The 19247-nt window shown below is 70.2% G+C and carries 13 protein-coding genes; 3 read left to right on the top strand and 10 right to left on the bottom strand.

Annotated features, from left to right (window positions below):
* Positions 1-174: 174 nt before the first annotated feature.
* The 10 genes from E5198_RS13890 to E5198_RS13935 form a co-directional block, all read right to left on the bottom strand.
* Complete coding sequence (locus tag E5198_RS13890) at positions 175-993, bottom strand: hypothetical protein (protein ID WP_178084076.1); 819 nt, start codon at positions 991-993, stop codon at positions 175-177.
* Positions 974-2689 carry a GspE/PulE family protein gene (locus tag E5198_RS13895; RefSeq protein WP_136490592.1) on the bottom strand — a complete coding sequence of 572 codons (1716 nt, stop codon included), beginning with the start codon at positions 2687-2689 and terminating at the stop codon, positions 974-976. Before E5198_RS13895 ends, E5198_RS13890 begins: the two co-directional genes overlap by 20 nt.
* Before the next feature lie 72 nt (positions 2690-2761).
* Positions 2762-3154 (bottom strand): response regulator transcription factor, encoded by a 393-nt coding sequence (locus E5198_RS22020; protein ID WP_256659114.1) that lies wholly within the window; start codon positions 3152-3154, stop codon positions 2762-2764.
* A 284-nt stretch (positions 3155-3438) separates the two neighbouring features.
* Positions 3439-4101 carry a SurA N-terminal domain-containing protein gene (locus E5198_RS13905; protein ID WP_136490594.1) on the bottom strand — a complete coding sequence of 221 codons (663 nt, stop codon included), beginning with the start codon at positions 4099-4101 and terminating at the stop codon, positions 3439-3441.
* Positions 4098-5660 carry an ABC transporter substrate-binding protein gene (locus E5198_RS13910; RefSeq protein WP_136490595.1) on the bottom strand — a complete coding sequence of 521 codons (1563 nt, stop codon included), beginning with the start codon at positions 5658-5660 and terminating at the stop codon, positions 4098-4100. Before E5198_RS13910 ends, E5198_RS13905 begins: the two co-directional genes overlap by 4 nt.
* A gap of 63 nt (positions 5661-5723) precedes the next feature.
* Entirely contained in the window at positions 5724-6359 is a 636-nt protein-coding gene (locus tag E5198_RS13915) for an SCO family protein (RefSeq protein ID WP_136490596.1), read from the bottom strand.
* Positions 6356-7054: an SCO family protein gene (locus E5198_RS13920; RefSeq protein ID WP_136490597.1), complete on the bottom strand. Its 699-nt coding sequence runs from the start codon at positions 7052-7054 to the stop codon at positions 6356-6358. The genes E5198_RS13915 and E5198_RS13920 overlap by 4 nt, the downstream gene beginning before the upstream one ends.
* Positions 7055-7095: 41 nt before the next feature.
* Complete coding sequence (locus E5198_RS13925; RefSeq protein WP_372239888.1) at positions 7096-9054, bottom strand: beta-propeller fold lactonase family protein; 1959 nt, start codon at positions 9052-9054, stop codon at positions 7096-7098.
* Positions 9055-9132: 78 nt separating this feature from the next.
* Positions 9133-14799, bottom strand: a complete 5667-nt coding sequence (gene mnxG, locus E5198_RS13930) for a manganese-oxidizing multicopper oxidase MnxG (protein ID WP_136490611.1) — start codon at positions 14797-14799, stop codon at positions 9133-9135.
* Between the two features lie 337 nt (positions 14800-15136).
* The gene (locus E5198_RS13935; protein ID WP_136490599.1) at positions 15137-15763 is read right to left on the bottom strand and encodes a lytic transglycosylase domain-containing protein; all 627 of its coding nucleotides are present in this window, start codon (positions 15761-15763) and stop codon (positions 15137-15139) included.
* A 152-nt stretch (positions 15764-15915) separates the two neighbouring features.
* Between E5198_RS13935 and gspG the strand changes: the two genes are divergently transcribed.
* The 3 genes from gspG (at position 15916) to E5198_RS13950 (ending at position 19234) form a co-directional block, all read left to right on the top strand.
* A complete protein-coding gene (gene gspG, locus E5198_RS13940) occupies positions 15916-16347 on the top strand; it encodes a type II secretion system major pseudopilin GspG (protein ID WP_136490600.1) in 432 nt (143 codons plus the stop codon).
* A gap of 15 nt (positions 16348-16362) precedes the next feature.
* Entirely contained in the window at positions 16363-17553 is a 1191-nt protein-coding gene (locus E5198_RS13945) for a type II secretion system F family protein (RefSeq protein ID WP_136490601.1), read from the top strand.
* A 343-nt stretch (positions 17554-17896) separates the two neighbouring features.
* Positions 17897-19234 carry a hypothetical protein gene (locus E5198_RS13950; RefSeq protein ID WP_136490602.1) on the top strand — a complete coding sequence of 446 codons (1338 nt, stop codon included), beginning with the start codon at positions 17897-17899 and terminating at the stop codon, positions 19232-19234.
* The last annotated feature ends 13 nt before the right edge of the window (positions 19235-19247 follow it).

The raw sequence follows: 19247 nt of genomic DNA on the forward strand, positions 1-19247 counted from the left end.
TCGCTCTCCGCGAGGTCGGCACGCGCCGCGGCGCCGGCCATGGCGAGCTGCTGGCGGGCCAGCAGCACCAGGGCGAGCAGCAGCACCCCGGCGGCCAGCAGCAGCCAGCCCGCCGGGCCGGCCAGCGGGCGGCGGAAGTCGAGATCGAGGGGCCGCATCCGTTTGGTCTTCATCTCAGTTCACCGTCGCCGCCATGGCCCACAGGGGGTTGACCGCCTCGCCGGAGGGGCCGCGCGCCGGCGCGCCGAGCACCTGCGGCCGCACGCCGTGCACCCTGGCCGGCATCAGGTCCGGACGCCCCGGCGCATGCACGTAGATCGCCGTGGGCGTGCTGGCATCCAGCTCCTGCAGCTCGCTCTCCCGCTCCAGCAGCACGGCCAGCGCCGCATCGGCGTCGCTGCCGGCCACCGAGCGCACCGCCACCCAGCGCCCCTCGCGGGCCACCAGCAGGCAACTGCGCTCCGGCTCGGCCAGCAGGAACAGGAAGTCGTCGCCGGCCAGCGGGCGGCACAGGCGGTTGAAGGCGCTCATCAGGTAGGGCTGCACCGACGCCAGGCGCAGCCCGGCCCCCCTGGCCAGTGCCGCCAGCCGGTCGAGCAGGCCGCTGGCGACGGCCACCGCCAGGCGCGGCTGGCCGGCCGCCTCCGGCGACAGCTGCAGCGCCCAGCCGGCCGCATCGCTGCCGTAGATCTCCTCGAAGCGCAGGCGCGCATAGGCACAGAGTTCGGCAGGCGAGACGATGGCCTCGCTCCAGGGCACCAGGGTGAAGCGGGCGAAATGTTCGGACAGCACCACGCTGAGGCTGCCGCGCCGGCGCGGCTGGCCGGCCAGCAGGCGCTCCAGGGCGTCGGCCGGAGCGGCCCAGTCGCCGAGGTCGCGGCTGGCGTAGTCGGCGCTGCCCAGGTCGAGCAACTGGCCGGCACGGCGGCGCACCAGTTGCACCCGCGTGGCGCCGAGGACGGCGATATAGCGTTCAGGCGACAAAAGTGACACGGTTGATCTCCTCCAGTGAGGTCCGCCCTTCGCGCACCAGCTGCAGCGCCGACTCGCGCAGCAGACGCAGGCCGCGGCGGCGTGCCAGTTCCTTGACCTGGGTGATCGGCTGGCGCTCGATGATCATCTGCCGCAGCTCGTCGTCGAGCAGCAGCAGTTCGGCGATGGCGGTACGCCCGCGGTAGCCGGTGCCGCGGCAGCGGCCGCAGCCCGTGCCGTGCACGAAGCGGTAGTCGCCGACCCGCTCGGGATCGAGCCCGGAGGACAGCAGCAGCTCGCGGTCGGGCTGGTGCGGCTGGGCGCAACCGGGGCAGACCAGGCGGATCAGGCGCTGGGCGAGGATGCCGTTGAGGGCGGAGACGAAGCTGTAGGGATCGACCTCCATCTGCACGAAGCGGCCGATCACGTCGAACACGTTGTTGGCGTGGATGGTGGTGAACACCAGGTGGCCGGTGAGCGCCGACTGCACGGCGATCTGCGCGGTGTCCGGGTCGCGGATCTCGCCGACCATGATCTTGTCCGGGTCATGGCGCAGGATCGAGCGCAGGCCTCGGGCGAAGGTCAGGCCCTTCTTCTCGTTGACCGGGATCTGCAGCACCCCGGCCAGCTGGTACTCGACCGGATCCTCGATGGTGATGATCTTGTCGACGCCGTGGTTGATCTCGCTGATCAGCGCGTACAGCGTGGTGGTCTTGCCGCTGCCGGTGGGGCCGGTGACCAGCACCATGCCGTAGGGCTCGCCGGCCAGGCGGCGCAGGGTGCGCTTGGTGGGCTCGTCGAAGCCCAGCGCCTCGAGGCGCACGCCGCTGATCTGGTCGCTCAGGTCCTGCTTGTCGAGCACCCGCAGCACCGCATCCTCGCCGAAGATGCTCGGCATGATCGACACGCGGAAGTCGATCTGCCGGCCCTTGATGCCGACCTTGAAGCGGCCGTCCTGGGGCACGCGCTTCTCGGCGATGTCCAGCTCGGCCATCACCTTGATCCGCGAGATGACCTGCTCGGCCACTTCCGCGCCCGGCACCCGGCTGATGCCGTTGAGCACGCCGTCGATGCGGTACTTGATCACCAGCCCGTTGCCGGTGACGCCCAGGTGGATGTCGCTGGCGTGCATCTTCAGGGCGTCGTAGAGGGTCGAGTTGACCAGCTTGACCACCACGCTGGCGTCCTCGCTGATCTGCGCCAGCGACAGGGTCTCGACCGCCTCCACCTCGACGCTGCCTTCGGCCTCGCCGGCCAGCGACTCGACGGCGTGGAAGTCCTCCTCATGGCGGGCCAGGTAGCCGGCCAGGTCGGCCGGATGCACCAGGTACAGCGGTGCGCCGCGCAGCTGCTCGTCGATCCAGGCCAGGCGCTGGGCATCGAAGGGGTCGCTGAACACGCCGACCGTCTCGCCGTCGCGGCTGACCAGGGCGAACTCGCGCTTGAGCGCCTGGGCGAGGGAGACCCGGTCGAACAGCGGCGCGCAGGCGAACAGCGCATCGCCGGCCAGTACCGGATAGCACAGGGTCGCCCCCAGACGACGGATGAACTCCGCAGGCTCGCCCTCCAGCCCCTCCTCCAGCTCGTCCAGCACCCGCCGCCCGCTGGCCGCGGCCCGCTCGCGGGCGGCATGCAGCTGGACGGTCTCGATGCGCTCTGGATGGATCTCGGCGGAAACGTTCGGCGCAGGTGTAGTTATTGTTATCACTCGATCCATGGTGATGCTCTCCGACCCCGTCCGGCAGACTGAGTATAGTTGGCGTTGCAACTCCGCACGGCCGCGCGCCCCTCAGCGGCGGCCGACCGTCACCCCGAGCACCTGGGCAGCCAGATCGGCCAGCGCGAAGGGCTTGAACAGCACATGCGCGATACCGCGCCGACGCACCTCCTCGCTGACCCGATGCCCGGGATGGGCGGTGATCAGCACGCAGGGAGACAGGCAGCCACAGCGCCGCAGGCCATCGAGCACCTCGAAGCCGGTCATGTCCGGCAGGCTGTAGTCGAGCACCAGCACGTCCGGCGCGAAGCTGCAGCCAAGGCCTACGGCGCTGGCTCCATCGCTGGCCACCCGCACCTCGCCGCCCAGGGCGGACAGATAGATGTTCATGTTCTCCGCCAGGACCGACTCGTCCTCGACGACCAGAACCTTGACTGCCGCACTGGGTATGGAGAAGGCATCCACGGCTGGGACTCCGGATACGCTGGGGGCCGGGTGTCCGCAAGCTGCGCACACCTCCTGCGATGCCTGTGGCCAGCGGGCCGCTCGCCATCGCACGCTCGTCCATGCACGCTCCACGCCAGCGCCGAGGCGCCCGCAATGGACTCTCAAGTCATTGATCTGGAAAGGATTATTTTGAGCGCGAAGGACGTGGGGGAAATGCTTGGGGGCAACGCGGAGCGGGGCGCGGGCCATCCCCCATTTTCTCCGGCGGTTTTCCCCGAAAGTGGGGAAAACCGCCCCGGCCGCTACAGCGGCACCAGGCGCTCGATGCGGGCTCCGGCGCGCAGCCGCTCGAGCACGGCCTGGCGCGCCTCGGCGGTGCGCCGGGCGAGCAGCAACTGGCGGACCACGGCCAGCCGCCGGGCCTCGTCGCCGCCCTGCTCCGCGCCGGCAGCCTGCAGCTGGGTGCCGAGGGCCTGGTAGAAACTGCGCACTTCCTCGTCGCTGACCGTGACGACGGGCAGCAGGCGGTCGAGCACGCGGCTGGCGGCGATCTCGCGACGCAGGTAGGCGGCGTAGCCCGCCTCGTCGAAACCGGCCGCCTGCAGCCGGCGCTCGAAGGCGGCCGGGTTGGCGAAGCCTGCCGCCACCGCGGCACGGGCGCGCGCCACCTCCTCGTCGCCGACCTCGATGGACAGCCGCCGGGCTTCCTGCCAGAGCAGTTCCTTGTCGATCAGTTGCTCCAGCGCCTCGCGCTTGAGGCGCTTGTACACCGAAGGGTTGCGGATCTGCGCGACGCTGCGCTGCTGCTCGCGCAGGTAGTCCTCGAAGTGCCGCTCGAGGCGGAACTGGCTGATCTCGGCGCCATTGACCCGCGCCGCGCTGCCGTACTCCTGCGCCGACAGCTCGTAGCCCACCAGCAGGACCAGAAACAGCGCCATCAGCGCCTGGAAGAGTCCCTTGATCATGGCGTCTCCACCTTCAGGTAACGACCGGTGGGACGGAACAGCTTGCGCTGCAGATCCACCGTCACTATGTGCGCACCCGGCGCGCCGATGCGCCGGCCCGGCCCGAAGCCGAGTTCGGGCGTCACGCCGGTCTGGAAGGCGTGCAGGTTCTCCAGCGCGGTCAAGAGCTTCTCCCGGCTGGCGTCGCGCCCGGCGCGCTTGAGTCCCTCGACCAGCACCAGCGCGGCGCTGTAGGTGCTGACCTGCAGGGCCGCGTGCTGACCGTTCAGCCCGCCGCGCCGGCGCACCGCCTGCAGGGCCGCGCTGCCCGAGGGCGTCCAGTCGCCGGGCAGGAAGGGATAGGCGAGGAACAGCCGGCCGCTGAAGCGCGCCGGAATGCCCAGCGCCGAACCGGCCACCTGGTTCGACGAGGCGAACAGCAGCGGCGCCTGGCCGGCCTCATCCAGGGTCGTCGCCAGGGCGACGAAGGCCTCGGGCAGGCCGAGGAAGAACACCGCCGCAAGCTCGCCGGCCAGCGGCCTGTCGAGGCTGGCCGGCGCGCCGCCGTAGCGCATCAGCCCCACCTTGCGCCAGCCGCGCTGCTGCAGGTGCCCGGCCAGCATCTCGGCCAGCTCCCGGTGGCGCGGCTCGTCCGGATAGGCGATCAGCGTCTGCCCATCGCCCATCCCCAGCTGGTCGTCGGCGTAGGCGGCCAGGGCAAACAGCTGCTCGCGCAGCCCCGGCAGAGGCTCGAAGACGAAACGGCTGTCGGCGCCATCGGCGAACTGCACCAGCGGACCGATCAGCGGCATCCCGGCCGGCGCCAGCAGCTCGCCGTAGTGGCCCTCGAGCACCGGCGCCAGTGGCGCGACCAGGGCGAACACGTCGTGCCTTTCGATCAGTTCGCGCAGGGCCGCCTCCGCGCTGGAGCGGTCGGCGCCGGGGTCGGCGATCACCAGCTCCAGCCGCCGGCCGTGGACCCCGCCGGTCTCGTTGATGCCGCCGATCGCCCCGCGCAGCACCGCCTCCACGGTCCGGCCCAGGCTCGCCAGCGGCCCCCTGGCCGGCAGCAGCGTACCTATGCGCACCACGTCCTCGTGCAGGCCGGGGTCGCGATCCTCCTCGATGCGCTTGATGTAGGCGGTGAGGTTGGCCATGTCGCGCTGCGACATGACGAAACGCGGCATGGCCGGGTCGAGGCGGTTGCCGGCCGGGTCCCGCCCCTCGACCAGCGCCCGGGCGAAGGCGGCCTCGTCGTAGGCCGGGTGCCGGCGCCCGCTGGGCAGCACCTGGCCGTAGGGCGCGCTCAGCCGCCGCCAGGTGATGTCCGGCGGCCGCACGCCGCCCTCGCGCCGGCCGCGGCCGTCGCTGCCATGGCAACTGGCGCAGGGCACCACCGCCGCCGGCATCGAGGTGCCGGCGGCGCCGATGCGCGCGTGGATGAGCGCATCGGCCGAGGCGCTGGTGCCGTGCAGGTAGATCTGCCGGCCGGCCGCCTCCTCGGGCGTCAGCTGCAGAGCCACGGCCATGCCGGCCCAGCCCAGCAGCACGCCCAACAGCAACGCCCGGATAGCACCCATGCCCGTTCCTCCCTGTCGCTCCTCCACTCGGCGGTCTGTTGCGCCCCAGCCCCCGTCCGCGCGTCAGCGCCCCGCCACCGGCAGGGTCAGCAGTTGCAGGCGCTGGGCGATGGCCTGCGGCGGCGCATCCGGACGGATCTTGCTCCAGCGCTTGTTGGCCACGTCGCCGGCGATCAGCAGCGTGGAATGCTCCTCGGGGCTGCGCGACAGCTGGCCGAGCCGGCCCAGCACCACGTCCATCTGCTCCTTGCTGCCGGTGAGGAAGATCCAGTTGGGATCGTCAGCGCCCTGCTTGCGCGCATAGGCCTTGAGCGCCTGCGGCGAATCGTTCTGCGGGTCGCTGGTCAGCGAGATGAAATGCACCCGCCCGGCATCCTCGCCCAGGGCCTCGCGCACCTCGCGCAGCTTGCGGGTGATCAGCGGACAGGCGTCCTCGCAGCTGGTGAAGATGACGTTGAGCAGCACCACCCGCCCCTGCAGCACATCGCTGTAGAAGCGCACCTGGCGGCCATCCTGGTCGAGCAGCTGGGTATCGGTGAAATAGCTGCGCGCATCCAGGGTGCCGCCGCCCTTCACCTCCTGCGCCACCGGGCCGGCGGCGGGCGGCGCCTGGTGGCCGGCGTGCTCCTCGTGGGCCTGCAGCAGGCCAGAGCCCAGGCAGGCGGCCAGCGCCAGGGCGATCCGGCGGCGCCGGCTCATGGCCGCTCTCCCTTGACCATGAAGCTCTGGTGCCCCTCATGCCCCTCGTGGTCCTGCCGCTGGGCGCTCAGCTCCTCGACCTTGGCCAGCAGCACCGCCGGATCGGTGAAGCCGTAGAAGCGCGTCCACTGCCCGCTGCGCGCGTCGCCGACCAGGATCACCGGCGTGTGGTTCTCGAAGTCGGCGCTCCAGGTGCCCAGCCCCTTGAGGGTGTCGTTGACCGCCGGCACCGGGCCGGTCAGCCAGGTCCAGCCCGGCCCGGCCTTGTAGAGGCTGGCGTACTCGCGCAGGCGCGCCGGCGTGTCGCGCAGCGGGTCGACGCTGATCGACACCAGCTGCACCTCGCGCCCGGCCCGCTCGCCCAGCTGCATCTGGACCTTCTGCATGATCGCCGACACCACCGGGCAGACCGTGGTGCAGCTGGTGTAGACGAAGCCCATCACCACGATGCGGTCGTCCACCACCTCGTCCCCGAGGCGTACCTGGCGCTCGTGCTGGTCGGTCAGCAGCACGTCGGCGAAGCGCACCCGGGTGTCTTCCGGCGGCGTCGGCGCGGCGGCATGGCGGGCATGCCCCGCGTGGCCCTGATGCCCGGCATGTTCTTCCGGCGAGTGGGCCTGGGCCGGCGCGGCGGCGAGGCCGAGGCTGCACAGGGCGATGGCCAGGGCCAGTTGCAGTCGTTGGAGTCTGTGCATGTTGTTGTTCTCCGCTGTACCCGGGCGGCTGCCGCCCGGGATCATGGTTGCGTCCCGGTGGCCCTGGTGGCGCGCAGGCTGACGTAGGGCTGGTCGCCGTACTTCATCCCCAGCGAGTCCGAGCCCACGTGCAGGTACCAGGCCCCGACCTCCGGCACGTCCACCGTGACCTCGTAGACGCCCTCGCCGACCTCGCTGGCCGCCACCTCGCGCGGGCGCGAGGCCGGGGCGAGGAAGTAGCGCACGCGCAGATCCTGTATCCCGGTCCGCGGCTGGCTGGGGCTGCCCTGGACGACGCGGAAGCGCGCCTTCACCTGCGAGCCGGCGCGGACTGTCGGGCTGTCGAGGAGGAACTCCACCCGCGGCGCGCCCAACTGGCGCTGCAGCTCGGGGTTGGCCTCCACCTCGGTGGCGAAGCAGTGGGTGATCTGCGGCTGGTTGAGCAGGAAGGCGACGTCGAAGCGGCCGGCCGCCGGCAGCTGGACCCGCGCGCCGAACACGCCGGGCTCCAGCTCGCGCAGGCTGCGATCGACTACCGTGGCCGCCCGCGAGGTATGCCCGCGGTTGAGGTAGCCGGACATCGGCGCGTTCATGCCCTCCATGTAGAAATAGGTGGTGTTGTCCACCGGGTTGACCACGAACACCGCGGCATCGTCGCGCGCCGCGGCGATGCCCGAGGCCAGCGGCAGGTCGCCGGCCAGCTTGGGCGCGGCCGGACCGGCGTCGAAGCCCAGCACGCCGGGCTGGCGGTCCTTGCCCAGCGAGGCGAGGTCGACCATGGTCACCTTCGGCGAGGCCAGCCCGCGGATGTAGGCGAAGCCGCGGGTGAAGGCGATCTGCCAGGGCTCGGCGGCGACCTCCAGGGTGTGCAGGATCTCGTCGCTGGCGGCGTCGAACACCGTGGCGGTGTTCTCCAGGGTGTTGAGGACGAAGCCGTAGCGGCCGTCCGGGGTGAAGCGCAGCGGGCCGATGCCCTGCTTCGCCTGGATGGTCTTGCGCAGCTTCAGGCTGCCGGCGTCGATCACGCTGATGGTGCCGGCCTTGCCGTCGGCCACGTAGACGGCCCCGGACAGCGGCGAGAAGGCCACCGCCAGCGGCATGGGGCCGGTGCGGATCTCGCGCACCGTCTTCAGGCTGGCCACGTCGAACACCGTCAGGGTGCCGGCATCGCGGCTGCCGACGAAGGCATGGCGCGAGGCGGCGTCGAAGGCGATCTCGTGGTGGCCCTTGCCGGTGGCGGCGCTCAGCACCGGCTTGAGGGTCTGGGTGTCGATCACCGTCACCCCGCTGTCGCCCTCGCGGCGCGCGTTGTTGCCGACCCACAGGTAGCGGCCGTCGGGCTGCAGGGCGAGGCGCACCGGGTCGTGGCCGGCCTTGAGGTTGTCGATCACCTTGAAGCTCTCGGTATCGACCACCGCCACCTCGCCGGCATCCGGCATGGACACGAACAGGCGCTTGCCGTCGGCGCTGGCGACCCAGTCCATGGGCGCGCGCCTGAGCTGGATGCGCCCGAGCGTGCTGGTGATGCCGCCCACCGAGGTCTGCGGGTCGATCACCGAGATGCTGGGGTCCTTGTTGAGGATCAGCAGGTAATAGCTGTTGAGGTCGAGCATCGGGCGCATGCCCGGCGTGCCCTTGAGGAACAGGCCGACCTTGGCCCGGCACGACATCGCCTCGCGCTTGTCCCCGGCGACGGCGGCCAGGTCCAGCCAGGCGCCCGGCGTCTGGCCGGTCAGCGGCTGCCCGCTGTTGGCATCGGTCAGCCGGAAGCGGATGTCGGCGAACCCACCTTCGAGCAGCCGGGCGGTATCGACCGGCCTGGCCTCGAACTCGATCGCCACGCCGTTGCGCACCAGGCGGTTGGGATTGCCAGGTTGCGCCGCCGCGCCGGCGCCGGGCTCGGCAGCCAGGCTGGCGGAGGCCGCCAGGCCGAGTGCGGAAAACAGCAAGAGAACGCCAAATCCATTTCTGCCTACGGGTTTCACGATCGTCGCCCCCATTCGCTCCTGCAAGCGGCCGGCCTGGCTGACAGCTCCAGGCCGGCCGAACGCACCGTGTTGTTGTTATGCGTTATGCGGTCAGCGCCTCCGGGGGGGGGTAGTGGTGGTCGTCGTGGCGCTCTGCTGGTTGATTACCCGCAGCAGCCCCCACATCCCGCCGGTATTGCCGAACACCGCGTAGTCCCGGTACAGGTAGTCCCCCGGTATTGCGTTCATCCCCCCTGCGCTCGGATACACGAAGTTGAAGTGCGCGGCCGGCAGCACGCTTTCCTGGGTGCCGCTCCAGCGCGACAGCGGGTTGTTGCCGATGCGCACCGAACCGATGCCCGCATACTTCAGAGGGTAGCCACTGGCGTCGTTTTTTTCCGACTGATACGGCTCCTGCGGATGAATATGCCCATCCAGCTGCCAGGTCGCCCCGCGACTGCCGCCCGCCGGCATGGTCACGTGGGTGCGGAACGGCTGGCCGGGCGTCACCGTCAGGATCGGCGTGACCGGGTCGCCGCCCACCAGGGCGTTGCTGTAGGCCATGTGGGCATTGGGGATGTCGCCCCAGCCGGTATGCCCGAAGGGCGCGTCGGGAGCCTTGGCGAAGCGGTACCACAGGGGTTCGCTCTTGTAGTTGACCGCCATGGCCGAGTTGTCCTTCGGATCGTTGGGCACGCCTATGCCTTCGGTCGACATGCTCTCCACCGGCCGCCCGTTGGCCCAGCGCATGTTCAGCCCCTTCTGCCAGATCAGCGAGAAGTCGCGGAACGTCGTCTGCCCCGGCGCCTGCACCGTGGCGGCGGCACGCATGCCGGGGTCCTCGGTCCAGGTGGAGCCGACCGGCAGGATCGACATGGCGCCGGACAGGCCCTTCTGCGCCTGCTTGATCGGGTCCGCCGGCAGCAGGTTCAGGCCGCCGAACTCGATGGGCGTGGCGTTGATGTTGTCGACGTTGCGCACCACCTGCGACACCGGCTTGCCTTCGCGCTCCAGGTGCCCGGCGTAGAACTGGTAGCTGCGGGTCGGCCAGGCGCTCTGGCCGGCGGCGCGCGGCGGCACCGTCTGCACCGGGTTGATGCCGACGTTGACGCCGTCCGACCTGGTGATGTCGTACGACAGCAACTGGGCATGGAAGCCGGCATGGCTGGACGGGCGCATCAGGTTGTTGTTGAAGGTCGTCGAGCCTTGCGGGCCGTTGCGGTCGCGCTTCACCACGCCCTGCATGATGGCGTAGGTCGGCAGGTCCGGCATGGCTTCCGGCAGACGGTTCTCCAGGGTCACGGTGATGCAGTCGCCGGCCGCGGCACGCAAGACCAGCGGCTCGACCGGGACGCCGGCCTTGAGCTTGCCGGTGGCCGGATCGAGGTCGTCCTTGCGCACGTAGAGCACCGCGGTCGGGTCGTGCAGCGGGCCGCTCTGGCCGCCGACGGTGGTCACCTGGCCGGTCTCGTCGTCCACCACGCTGACCTGCGGGATGCTCACCCGCCGCGGGTTGAACACCAGGGTGCCGCCGTTGGCCTTGAGCGGGCCGCCGACATGGTCGGCCGCGCCCTGCGGATCGCCGATGGTCAGCCCCAGCGGGTTGTCGAGGATGTCGTTGGCCAGGGCCACCACCACCTCGATGTTGCGCTTGGGTGTCGGCCGGGTACCGCTGCCGGTCGGGTTGGGGCTGTAGCGCGGGCACACGCCGTCGAAGGCCACGGTATTGCGCGCGGCCACCGGACGCGGGTTGTTCGGCAGGGCGAACAGGTCGTTGCGGCTGGTCGAGTAGTTGCGCATCACCCCCCACATGCCGCTCCAGTAGCCCTCCAGGGAGGCGTCCATGGAGTACAGATAGTCGCCGGTCTCGGCGGCGGCGCTGGACATCATCGCCACCGGGGCGACGAAGCCCATCTGCTCGGAGATGCCGACCATCTGCGAGGCTTTCCAGCCCGAGTTGGAGCTGTTGCCGTAGCCGGTGCCGTTCTGCAGCCACTTGACGCCGTGGATGGTGACGTTGTGCTCCTCCTCGTGGCCGCCGGCGTGCATGCGTACCCGCACGTTGTCGCCGGTGTAGGTGCGCAGCAGCGGCGTGAAGGGGTCGCCCGGCTGGTCGCCGGCCGCGTTGATGTGCGGCGGGAAGGTGGTGGTGCCACCGGTCGGCCCGACCGCCTGGGTGACCGCGCTGGGCGCCAGGTTGAGCGCCGCGATGGCCCGGTCGGTACGGCTCTGCAGGGCATAGGCCAGGTCGCCGGCCAGGCCGGCCGCCTGCATGCCCGGCTTGCCGTCGGGCGCGATGCGCTGCGGGTCGAAGATCCGCAGGCCCACCGGCTCATGCCGGTAGTTGACCACGAAGATCCCCGGGTCGTCGGCCGAGATGGCCTGCGGGCACGGACGGGCCGGGCAGCCGATCACCTGGCCGCCGGCCACTTCCACCATCGACTCCAGCAGCCGGGCGGAGTTCTTGCGCATCGGCGGGTTGACCGCGTAGCGGAAGCTGTTGGCGGTCGCCGGGTAGGCCGTCGGGTTGGGCACCCCGTCCGGGCCGGCGCCGACATACACGCCCGCCTCGTAGGCATGCTGGAAGTCGCTGTACTCCATGAAGAACTCGCGGAAGCTGTCGTTCTTGCCGTCGCCCTCCAGGTCGCCGGTGGCGATCACCGCCTGCCAGGAGGTCGGGCCGCCATCCTGGCGGGTGTACAGCGGCGTGCCGGTCTCGGCATGGAACCACTGCGAGCCGGCCGGCTCGGTCAGCACGGTGGCGTAGAGGCCGACCTGCTGGTGGGTGGACGGGCCGAAGTGGTCGTGGGTGAAGATGTTGCCCAGGCCCCGGTCGACGTTCCAGCGGTTGACCACCGGGTCGGCGAACCAGCGCTGCATGGTGGTGCGGGCGCCCAGCCAGTCGGCCCGGTTGTAGCGGCCGAAGTACGGGTGCTGCTTGGCCACCGGGCAGTCCGCGGTGCCTTCGCGGGGGTCGTTGGCCGTGCAGTGGTTGTACTCGCGGATGGCGTGGATGCGTTCGACCACGGCGACCGGCGAGAGCACGCCGTCCTCATAGTTCCAGCCGTTGCCGGAGCCGTCGGCGGAGGTCAGGTCCCACTTGGGCAGGTGGATGTGCTGGCCGATGACGTCGGTCGGCGTGCGCACCTGGTAGTCGTCCAGCTCGTAGAAGGCCGGCACCAGGTTGGTGTGGTGGTACATGGTGCAGTCGAAGGTGTTCATCCGCATCACCAGCGGCTCCGGCGGCTTCTGCTTGTCGATCACCGGGACCGCGTCCTCCCACAGGGTGAGGATGCGCGCCTGCGGGAAGTGGTAGCCGACCTTGTTGAACACCGCGTCGAACTGGATGTTGGCTGCCTTGTAGACCCGCGGTCGGTCCGCGGTGAAGGTCGAGGAGCCGGTGAACGACAGGCCGCTGCCGCCGAAGAACTGCCCGGCTCCCGCCGAGGAGGTCAGGCGCACGCCGCGGTCGTCCATGCACGGCTCGAAGAACGGCGCCCCGCCCACCGGCAGCGCGCCGTTGGTGCGGAAGTTCTTCGCCACCACGCTGCGATCGGGCATCACCGCGAAGCTGGGATGCTCGGGCTTGGCGTGGAAGGCCATGGCGGCCTGCTCGACCTCGGTGCCCTCTTCGGGGAAGTAGATCGGCTTGGCCTTCTCGATGATCTTGGAGAAGTCCAGGGCGCTGGTGGTCACCTCGGCTTCGCCGCCGGCCGACCAGCCGTCCAGCGAGTGCCGCGGCAGGCCGCCGTCCCAGCCGCCGGCCTGCGTCGGGTCGAGGTTGGCCCACAGGGCCTTGCCGCTGTCCCTGAGCGCCTGGGCCTTGGCCGGATCGAGCATGTCCAGCGGCGGGGTCGGCGGACGCTGGCCGACGCTGCTTTCCATGCCGCCGATCCAGAACGGGTAACCCGGATTCTTCAGGGTGCCGTCGGCGTTGCGGTTGGTCTCGCTGCGGTCGACCCTGGCCAGCGAACCGACGATCCGCCCGTCGTCATCCTCGCCGCCCTGGGCGATCTTCGGCACCACGGTGACCTTGCCCGGCATCGGCGGCAGCGCCTTGCCGGGCAGCGGCACGATGGCCGGGATCGGTGTGCCGGCGACGATCTCGCCGTCCGGCAGCGCGCGGGCGCCGGGCGCCGGCAGGCCGCTGCGCAGGGCGAACGGCTGCTCGTGGAAGCCGTCGTCGCCCTCCTCGGACACCGCCAGGCGGGTGCCCTCCTCGAACACGTCATGGACCCGCCACATGTTCCACATGCCCTGGGCGAAGTGCGGGTAGAAGTGGCAGTGGTAGATGGCGTCGCCGGCGGTGCGGTTGCGGTTGCCCGAGCCGCCGTAGGCGATCTCGTAGGTGTAGCCCGCACCCGGGCCGATGCCCTGGGCGTCCATGTAGTCGGAGTTGTCGTCGTTGGGGTTGTACAGCCACTGGTGGCCGTGCAGGTGGAAGACGTGCTGCTCGTGGCCCACATGGGTGTTGCGGATCTTCACGAAGTCGCCGGTATAGCTGTGGTTCACGTTCGACGGCTCGGACGGGTACAGGGCCATGGAGGCCTTGATCCCGGTCGCCTCCGGCGGCGGCACCTGCCCCGGCGCCAGGCCTTCCAGGCCGACGTTGGCCGGCACGTCCACCAGCATGGCGGCGTCGCCGACCGTGTGCGCACTGAGGAAGAACTCCTCGTAGGCACAGGACAGGCAGTCGTGCATCGGCCCGACGCCCAGGCGGTTGGCGATCACCTCCGCGCCCACGCCGTTGGCCCCGTAGTTGATCATGAAGGCGTCGCGCACCGGCTGCAGCACGTGCGCGAACACCGGGTCGCGCCAGTAGCCGGGGAAGGCCTGGGCCGCGACGGCCTCGTCCTGGAAGCTGGCGGAGAAGTCGCGGAACGCCTCCAGGCGGTTGGGCAGCGCCGGGTTGCGCTGGCCCACGCGCTCCAGCGGGTAGGTGCTGGCCGGGAAGCTGCCGTCGGCGTTGGGGCCCATGACGATCGCGTCGGTCTCGCTGGAGACGATCTGGCTGCCGTCGACCATGGCGACGATCGGTGCCCCAGCCTTGCCCTCGCTGATCCACGGTTCGCGCATCGGGTAGCGCGCCTCGTAGTCGATGATCGGCTGGCCGGCCTGGGTACGGCCGGTGGTGGCCAGGCGCATCTCCTCCTCGGTCAGGGTGTTGCGATAGGTCTTGCCGCCCTTGGGCACCACCACGATCTGGCCGAACAGGCCGTTGGAGATGTTGCCGGCGGTGCCCTCGCCACCGAAGGTCGCGCCGTCGCTGATGGCGACGAACACCCCTTCCTTCTCGGCGTACAGCTTGTAGCTGCGGCTGGCGCCGGGCGCCAGCAGGAAGTTGCCGTTCTTGCCGGTGTTGGCGGAAATGTCGGCGATGGAGTTGACCGCCTGCATGCCGGTGACCTTGAAGCCGATGTGGCGGTCGGTCACCTGGTCGTCGATCTGCAGCTCAGGCACCACCTCGCCCTTGCGCGGGTTGGCCCGGGTGGCCAGCAGGTTCTGCAGGTTGACGGTCAGGCAGTCGCCCTCGGCGACCCGCAGCACCAGCGGCTTGGGCCGCTTGTCCGGGCGCAGCAGGACCCGCCCCGGCAGCGCGCGGCCGCCCTTGTGCAGCGGCCTGTCGTCCTCGTCGATCACGTCGCGGCGCAGCGCGAACATCATGCCGTTGACGTTCTGCGCGCCGAGGCGGTTGAACATCAGCGGCTGGTCGATCGCCACCACGTCGGCCACCAGATTGCGCTGGCAACTGATGGCCGCCTGGACGGAGCCGGCCATCGCCAGCAGGACGCCACCGAGCAGCAGCGCCGCATAACCTGCCCGATGCCCGGGCCTGCGCCCCGGACTGCCACCCGGCGATTGTTCGAAAGAGTCGTTGGTGTTCATTGCTCTGCCTCCGCTCACCCTGGGCACGGGACAAATGCCTCGTCACCGCACGCGATAACAGCCAGTTGAGATACGGCAAGAGCCGTGCCAGCGCGCCGGCCCGCGATTTGTCGAAGGTTGCGGTGATGGCAGGATGAAATCGGGGAAATTGCCCCACCCGATCCCCCACTGTTTCCCCCAATGGCGGGGCAAATCGCAGGGGGCGGGACAGGGGCAGCCGCGCGGGCGTCTAGCGCCCGCTCGCCTGCAGCCGGTTGAAGTGCTCGATGACCCTGGGCACGTAGCTGCGGGTCTCGGCATAGGGAGGAATGGTGCGGCCGCGGCTGAGCACCGCGCCGGGACCGGCGTTGTAGGCGGCCAGGGCGAGCTGCAGGTCGTTGTCGAACATCGCCAGCAGCCGCTTGAGATAGCGCGCCCCGCCGCGGATGTTGGCGGCCGGGTCCCAGGGGTCGGCCACCCCCAGCTCGCGGGCGGTGTCCGGCATCAGCTGCATCAGGCCGATGGCGCCGCGCCCGGAAATCGCCCGCGGATCGTAGTTCGACTCGGTACGGATCACCGCATGCAGCAGGGCCTCCGGCAACTCGTGCTCGGCCGCCGCCGCCGCGACCTGCGCGGCGTAGGGCAGCTTGCCGGACAGGGCCTGAGCCTGCGACGAGCGGGCGGCGGCGACCGGCCTGGCCCTGGCCGGCGGCGGCTTCGGCGTGCTGCGGATGCGCACGTAGTTGTGCCCGCGCCGGTAGACGTTGGTGAGGATCACCGTGCCGTCCGCCGACACCCCCCGGTAGATGTCCGCCCGCACCGGCAGCGCCGCAAGGGCAGCCAGGATGCCCAGACAGATCCACGTCAGTCGCCGCATGTTCGTCGCGCCTCCTGCCTGTTCCGATCCGGAGGAAAACCCTCTCGGCGAAGCAAGCGGCATGCCGGCCTCCCGTGATGCGGGTCGCGTTTGACGCTCCTCCGATCCTGACCTTAGCTGACAGCTAATCGCCGCACAGGGAGATCGGAGCGATGAACACTCGCCTGCATGTTCAACGGCACGGACGCGGCTTCACGCTGCTCGAACTGCTGGTCGTCCTGGTGGTGCTGGGCCTGCTGGCCGGCATCGTGGGGCCGAAATACTTCTCCCAGCTGGGCAAGTCGGAGGCGAAGGTGGCCCGGGCGCAGATCGAGGGCCTGGCCAAGGCGCTCGACCTGTATCGCCTCGACGTCGGCCGCTACCCGACCTCCGAGCAGGGCCTGATGGCGCTGGTCGCCCGCCCGAGCGACGAGCCCAAGTGGGATGGCCCCTACCTGCAGAAGGGCGTGCCCCTCGACCCCTGGAGCCGCGAGTACCTGTACCGCTCGCCGGGGGAGAACGGCGAATACGACCTGCTGTCGATGGGCAAGGATGGCCAGCCCGGCGGCGACGGGGAAAACGCCGAAATCGCCAACTGGCAGTGAGCGGGGCCGAACGCCATGCGCTTTCAGGTCAAGGGAGTGGACAAGCAGTCGGCGGTGGTGTCGCTGCGGCTGGATGCGCCGAGCGCCGGCGACGCCCGCCGCCTCGCCGAGCATCAGGGCCTGCGCGTGCTGACCCTGCGCGCCGAGCGGCGCTGGGCGGCGCTGCCCTGGCGCTCGCGCGAGGGCTTCCCGCTGGTGCTGTTCAGCCAGGAGCTGACCACCCTGCTGGGCGCCGGCCTGGCGCTGATCGACGCCCTCGAGAGCCTGGCCGAGAAGGAAGCCGACCCGCAGGCGCGCAAGGTGCTGTCCGACGTCGTGCGCCTGCTCTACGAGGGCAAGTCGTTCTCCCAGGCGCTCGGCCAGTTTCCCGAGGTGTTCCCGGCGCTCTACGTGGCGCTGGTGCAGTCCAGCGAGAAGACCGGCGCGGTGGGCGACGCACTGGGCCGCTACGTGGCCTACCGCAAGCGGCTGGACGAGGTGCGCCAGAAGATCGTCAGCGCCGCGGTCTATCCGGCGCTGCTGTTCGTGGTCGGCTGCGGCGTGCTGCTGTTCCTGATCGGCTACGTGGTGCCGCGCTTCAGCCTGGTGTTCGAGGGCGTCGGCGCCGAACTGCCGTGGCTGTCGCGCGTGCTGCTGACGGTCGGGCAATTCCTGCATGCCCACCAGGCCGCGGTGTTCGGCGGCCTGGCGCTGGGCCTGCTGGGCGCCGCCCTGCTGCTGCGCCAGGGCGCCGTGCGCCGCGCCCTCGGCCGGCTGATCGAGCGGGTGCCGACCATCCATGAGCGCCTGTTCATCTACGAACTGGCGCGCTTCTACCGCTCGCTGGGCATCCTGCTGCAGGGCGGCATCCCGATCCTCGGCGCCATCGCCATGGTCCGCGGCCTGCTCGGGGTGAACAGCCGTGCGCGCCTCGACCGCGCCGCCGAGCGCATCCGCGAAGGCCACTCGCTGTCCCAGGCGCTGGAGGAAAACCAGCTCGCCACCCCGGTCTCCCTGCGCATGCTGCGCGCCGGCGAACAGTCCGGCAATCTCGGCGCGATGATGGAACGCACCGCCGATTTCTACGATGAGGAAACCGGCCGCTGGGTCGAGTGGTTCGTGCGTCTCTTCGAGCCGCTGCTGATGGTGTTCATCGGCCTGATCATCGGCGTCATCGTGATCCTGATGTACATCCCGATCTTCGAACTGGCCTCCAGCATCCAGTAGGTCGCACCCCCTTCCCTCACGGTTACCCAAGGTTCCACCGCCCGCTTGTGCAGGCGGTGGAACCTGTCGTTCGTCATGGCGCACCGCAGGCCTCCCGGCATTGCGCAGCTCGCCCCCCACTCCCCACCGGAAATCCCCCACTTGTGGGGACTGACCCCCACTTTCCGGGCCTTGCCGCGCCGCCACAAATCTTCCGCAAGCCATTGTTCTGCAATGAATTTTCCGATCTCGCCGGGGCCTGCGAACGGTGGTACGGATATTGCCATTCATGCTTAGCAGCAAATCCGTGACGCAAGCACGGCACAACCCGAGACGACGTCCACCTGCAAGAAAGGGCAAAATCATGCACAAACCATCATCGAAAATGGCGGCCTTGCTCGGACTCGGGCTACTGGCCGGCTCTGTCCAGGCGGCGCTGAATGCCGTGGATCCCGGTCCCTATACCGCGGCTACCGCCGGCTATCCAGCCTGGTTCCAGGACACCCACGGTCGGGCTCTGGACCTGTGCCTGTCCAAGGCGGTCAGCTCCCGCGTGGCAGGAACACCGGATGCGCCCAGCTACATGTGCTCGCTGCTCCCGGAGCCGGGGCTCGATCTCAGCCAGCCATTGGTACTGCCGGGCAACTTCCCCGGCGAAACCTTCTGGTTCACCGGCGACGCCTTCATCCAGGACGCCGCCACCGGTATCGACCTCGGCTACATCTCGGCCCTGGAAGCCGCATTCGCGGCCGAAGAGCCCATCGACGGCGATCAGGTCGGCTTCGCGCGCATCCGCATCCGCGTGGATGTGCCGGTGGCCGGCACCTACATCGTCACCCACCCCTACGGGGTCGAGGTGTTCAACGTCGACGCCCCCGGCACCCGCGCCATCAACATGACCCGCGACATCGGCATCGGCGCTCCAGGCGTGTTCACCGGCGCCCTGAAGGGCGACATCGGCCCCTTCCTGCGCAGCGTCAACGGCCCCTACACCGAGACCAACCCGGACACCGGCGCCAGCGAAACCTTCATCGGCGACCCCAACCTGGAAGAGGAGGTCACCGGCAGCCCGTTCGGCACCAACTACGTACGCATCCAGGGCCCGAACGGCATCGACCTGCGCACCAACCTGTTCGCCGTCTCCGGCAAGCTGTCCAGCGTGCAGCTGCCGACCCCGCTGCTGGTCAACCGCAGCACCTATGCCCGCAGCGGCAGCGTGGTGCAGCAGGACGTGTTCGTCCAGGCGCCGCCGCCGCCCGGCAAGGCCAGCTTCGTCGACACCGCCGGCGCCCCCGCGGTGGAGATGAGCGAAGCCACCGCCACCGGCAACTGGTACGGCCAGTCGACCAGCACCCCGACCCCCGGCGCCAACGTCAGCATCACCGCCGACAACAGTGTGGCCATCGCCACCAGCACGCCGACCACCAGGGTTTCGCCGCTGGTCGACCACGTGTCCATCAGCCGCGCCGAGTACAGCCTGTCGTCCGGCCAGTTGGTCATCGAGGCCCGCTCCAGCGACGAAACCGTCCTGCCTTCCCTCAACGCAACGGCCACCAGCAGCGGCGCAGCCATCGGCGCCCTGGGTGGCGCGGGGGTGGTCAAGTCGCTGTCGGCCAGCATCTCGCCGATCCCGCCGGCCAAGGTCACCGTGACCTCGGCCAGCGGCGGCAGCGACACCGAAGAAGTGGTCATTCTCCCCTGAGGCAGCAACACCC

Origin of the sequence: Pseudomonas sp. A-1 (assembly GCF_004801855.1) — a bacterium.
Classification (GTDB): domain Bacteria; phylum Pseudomonadota; class Gammaproteobacteria; order Pseudomonadales; family Pseudomonadaceae; genus Geopseudomonas.

Coding starts and splice junctions, on each gene's coding strand:
- E5198_RS13895 (WP_136490592.1), bottom strand. CDS start 2,689: ATGGATCGAGTGATAACAATAACTACACCTGCGCCGAACGTTTCCGCC.
- E5198_RS13905 (WP_136490594.1), bottom strand. CDS start 4,101: ATGATCAAGGGACTCTTCCAGGCGCTGATGGCGCTGTTTCTGGTCCTG.
- E5198_RS13910 (WP_136490595.1), bottom strand. CDS start 5,660: ATGGGTGCTATCCGGGCGTTGCTGTTGGGCGTGCTGCTGGGCTGGGCC.
- E5198_RS13915 (WP_136490596.1), bottom strand. CDS start 6,359: ATGAGCCGGCGCCGCCGGATCGCCCTGGCGCTGGCCGCCTGCCTGGGC.
- E5198_RS13920 (WP_136490597.1), bottom strand. CDS start 7,054: ATGCACAGACTCCAACGACTGCAACTGGCCCTGGCCATCGCCCTGTGC.
- E5198_RS13925 (WP_372239888.1), bottom strand. CDS start 9,054: ATGGGGGCGACGATCGTGAAACCCGTAGGCAGAAATGGATTTGGCGTT.
- mnxG (WP_136490611.1), bottom strand. CDS start 14,799: ATGGCCGGCTCCGTCCAGGCGGCCATCAGTTGCCAGCGCAATCTGGTG.
- E5198_RS13935 (WP_136490599.1), bottom strand. CDS start 15,763: ATGCGGCGACTGACGTGGATCTGTCTGGGCATCCTGGCTGCCCTTGCG.
- gspG (WP_136490600.1), top strand. CDS start 15,916: ATGAACACTCGCCTGCATGTTCAACGGCACGGACGCGGCTTCACGCTG.
- E5198_RS13945 (WP_136490601.1), top strand. CDS start 16,363: ATGCGCTTTCAGGTCAAGGGAGTGGACAAGCAGTCGGCGGTGGTGTCG.
- E5198_RS13950 (WP_136490602.1), top strand. CDS start 17,897: ATGCACAAACCATCATCGAAAATGGCGGCCTTGCTCGGACTCGGGCTA.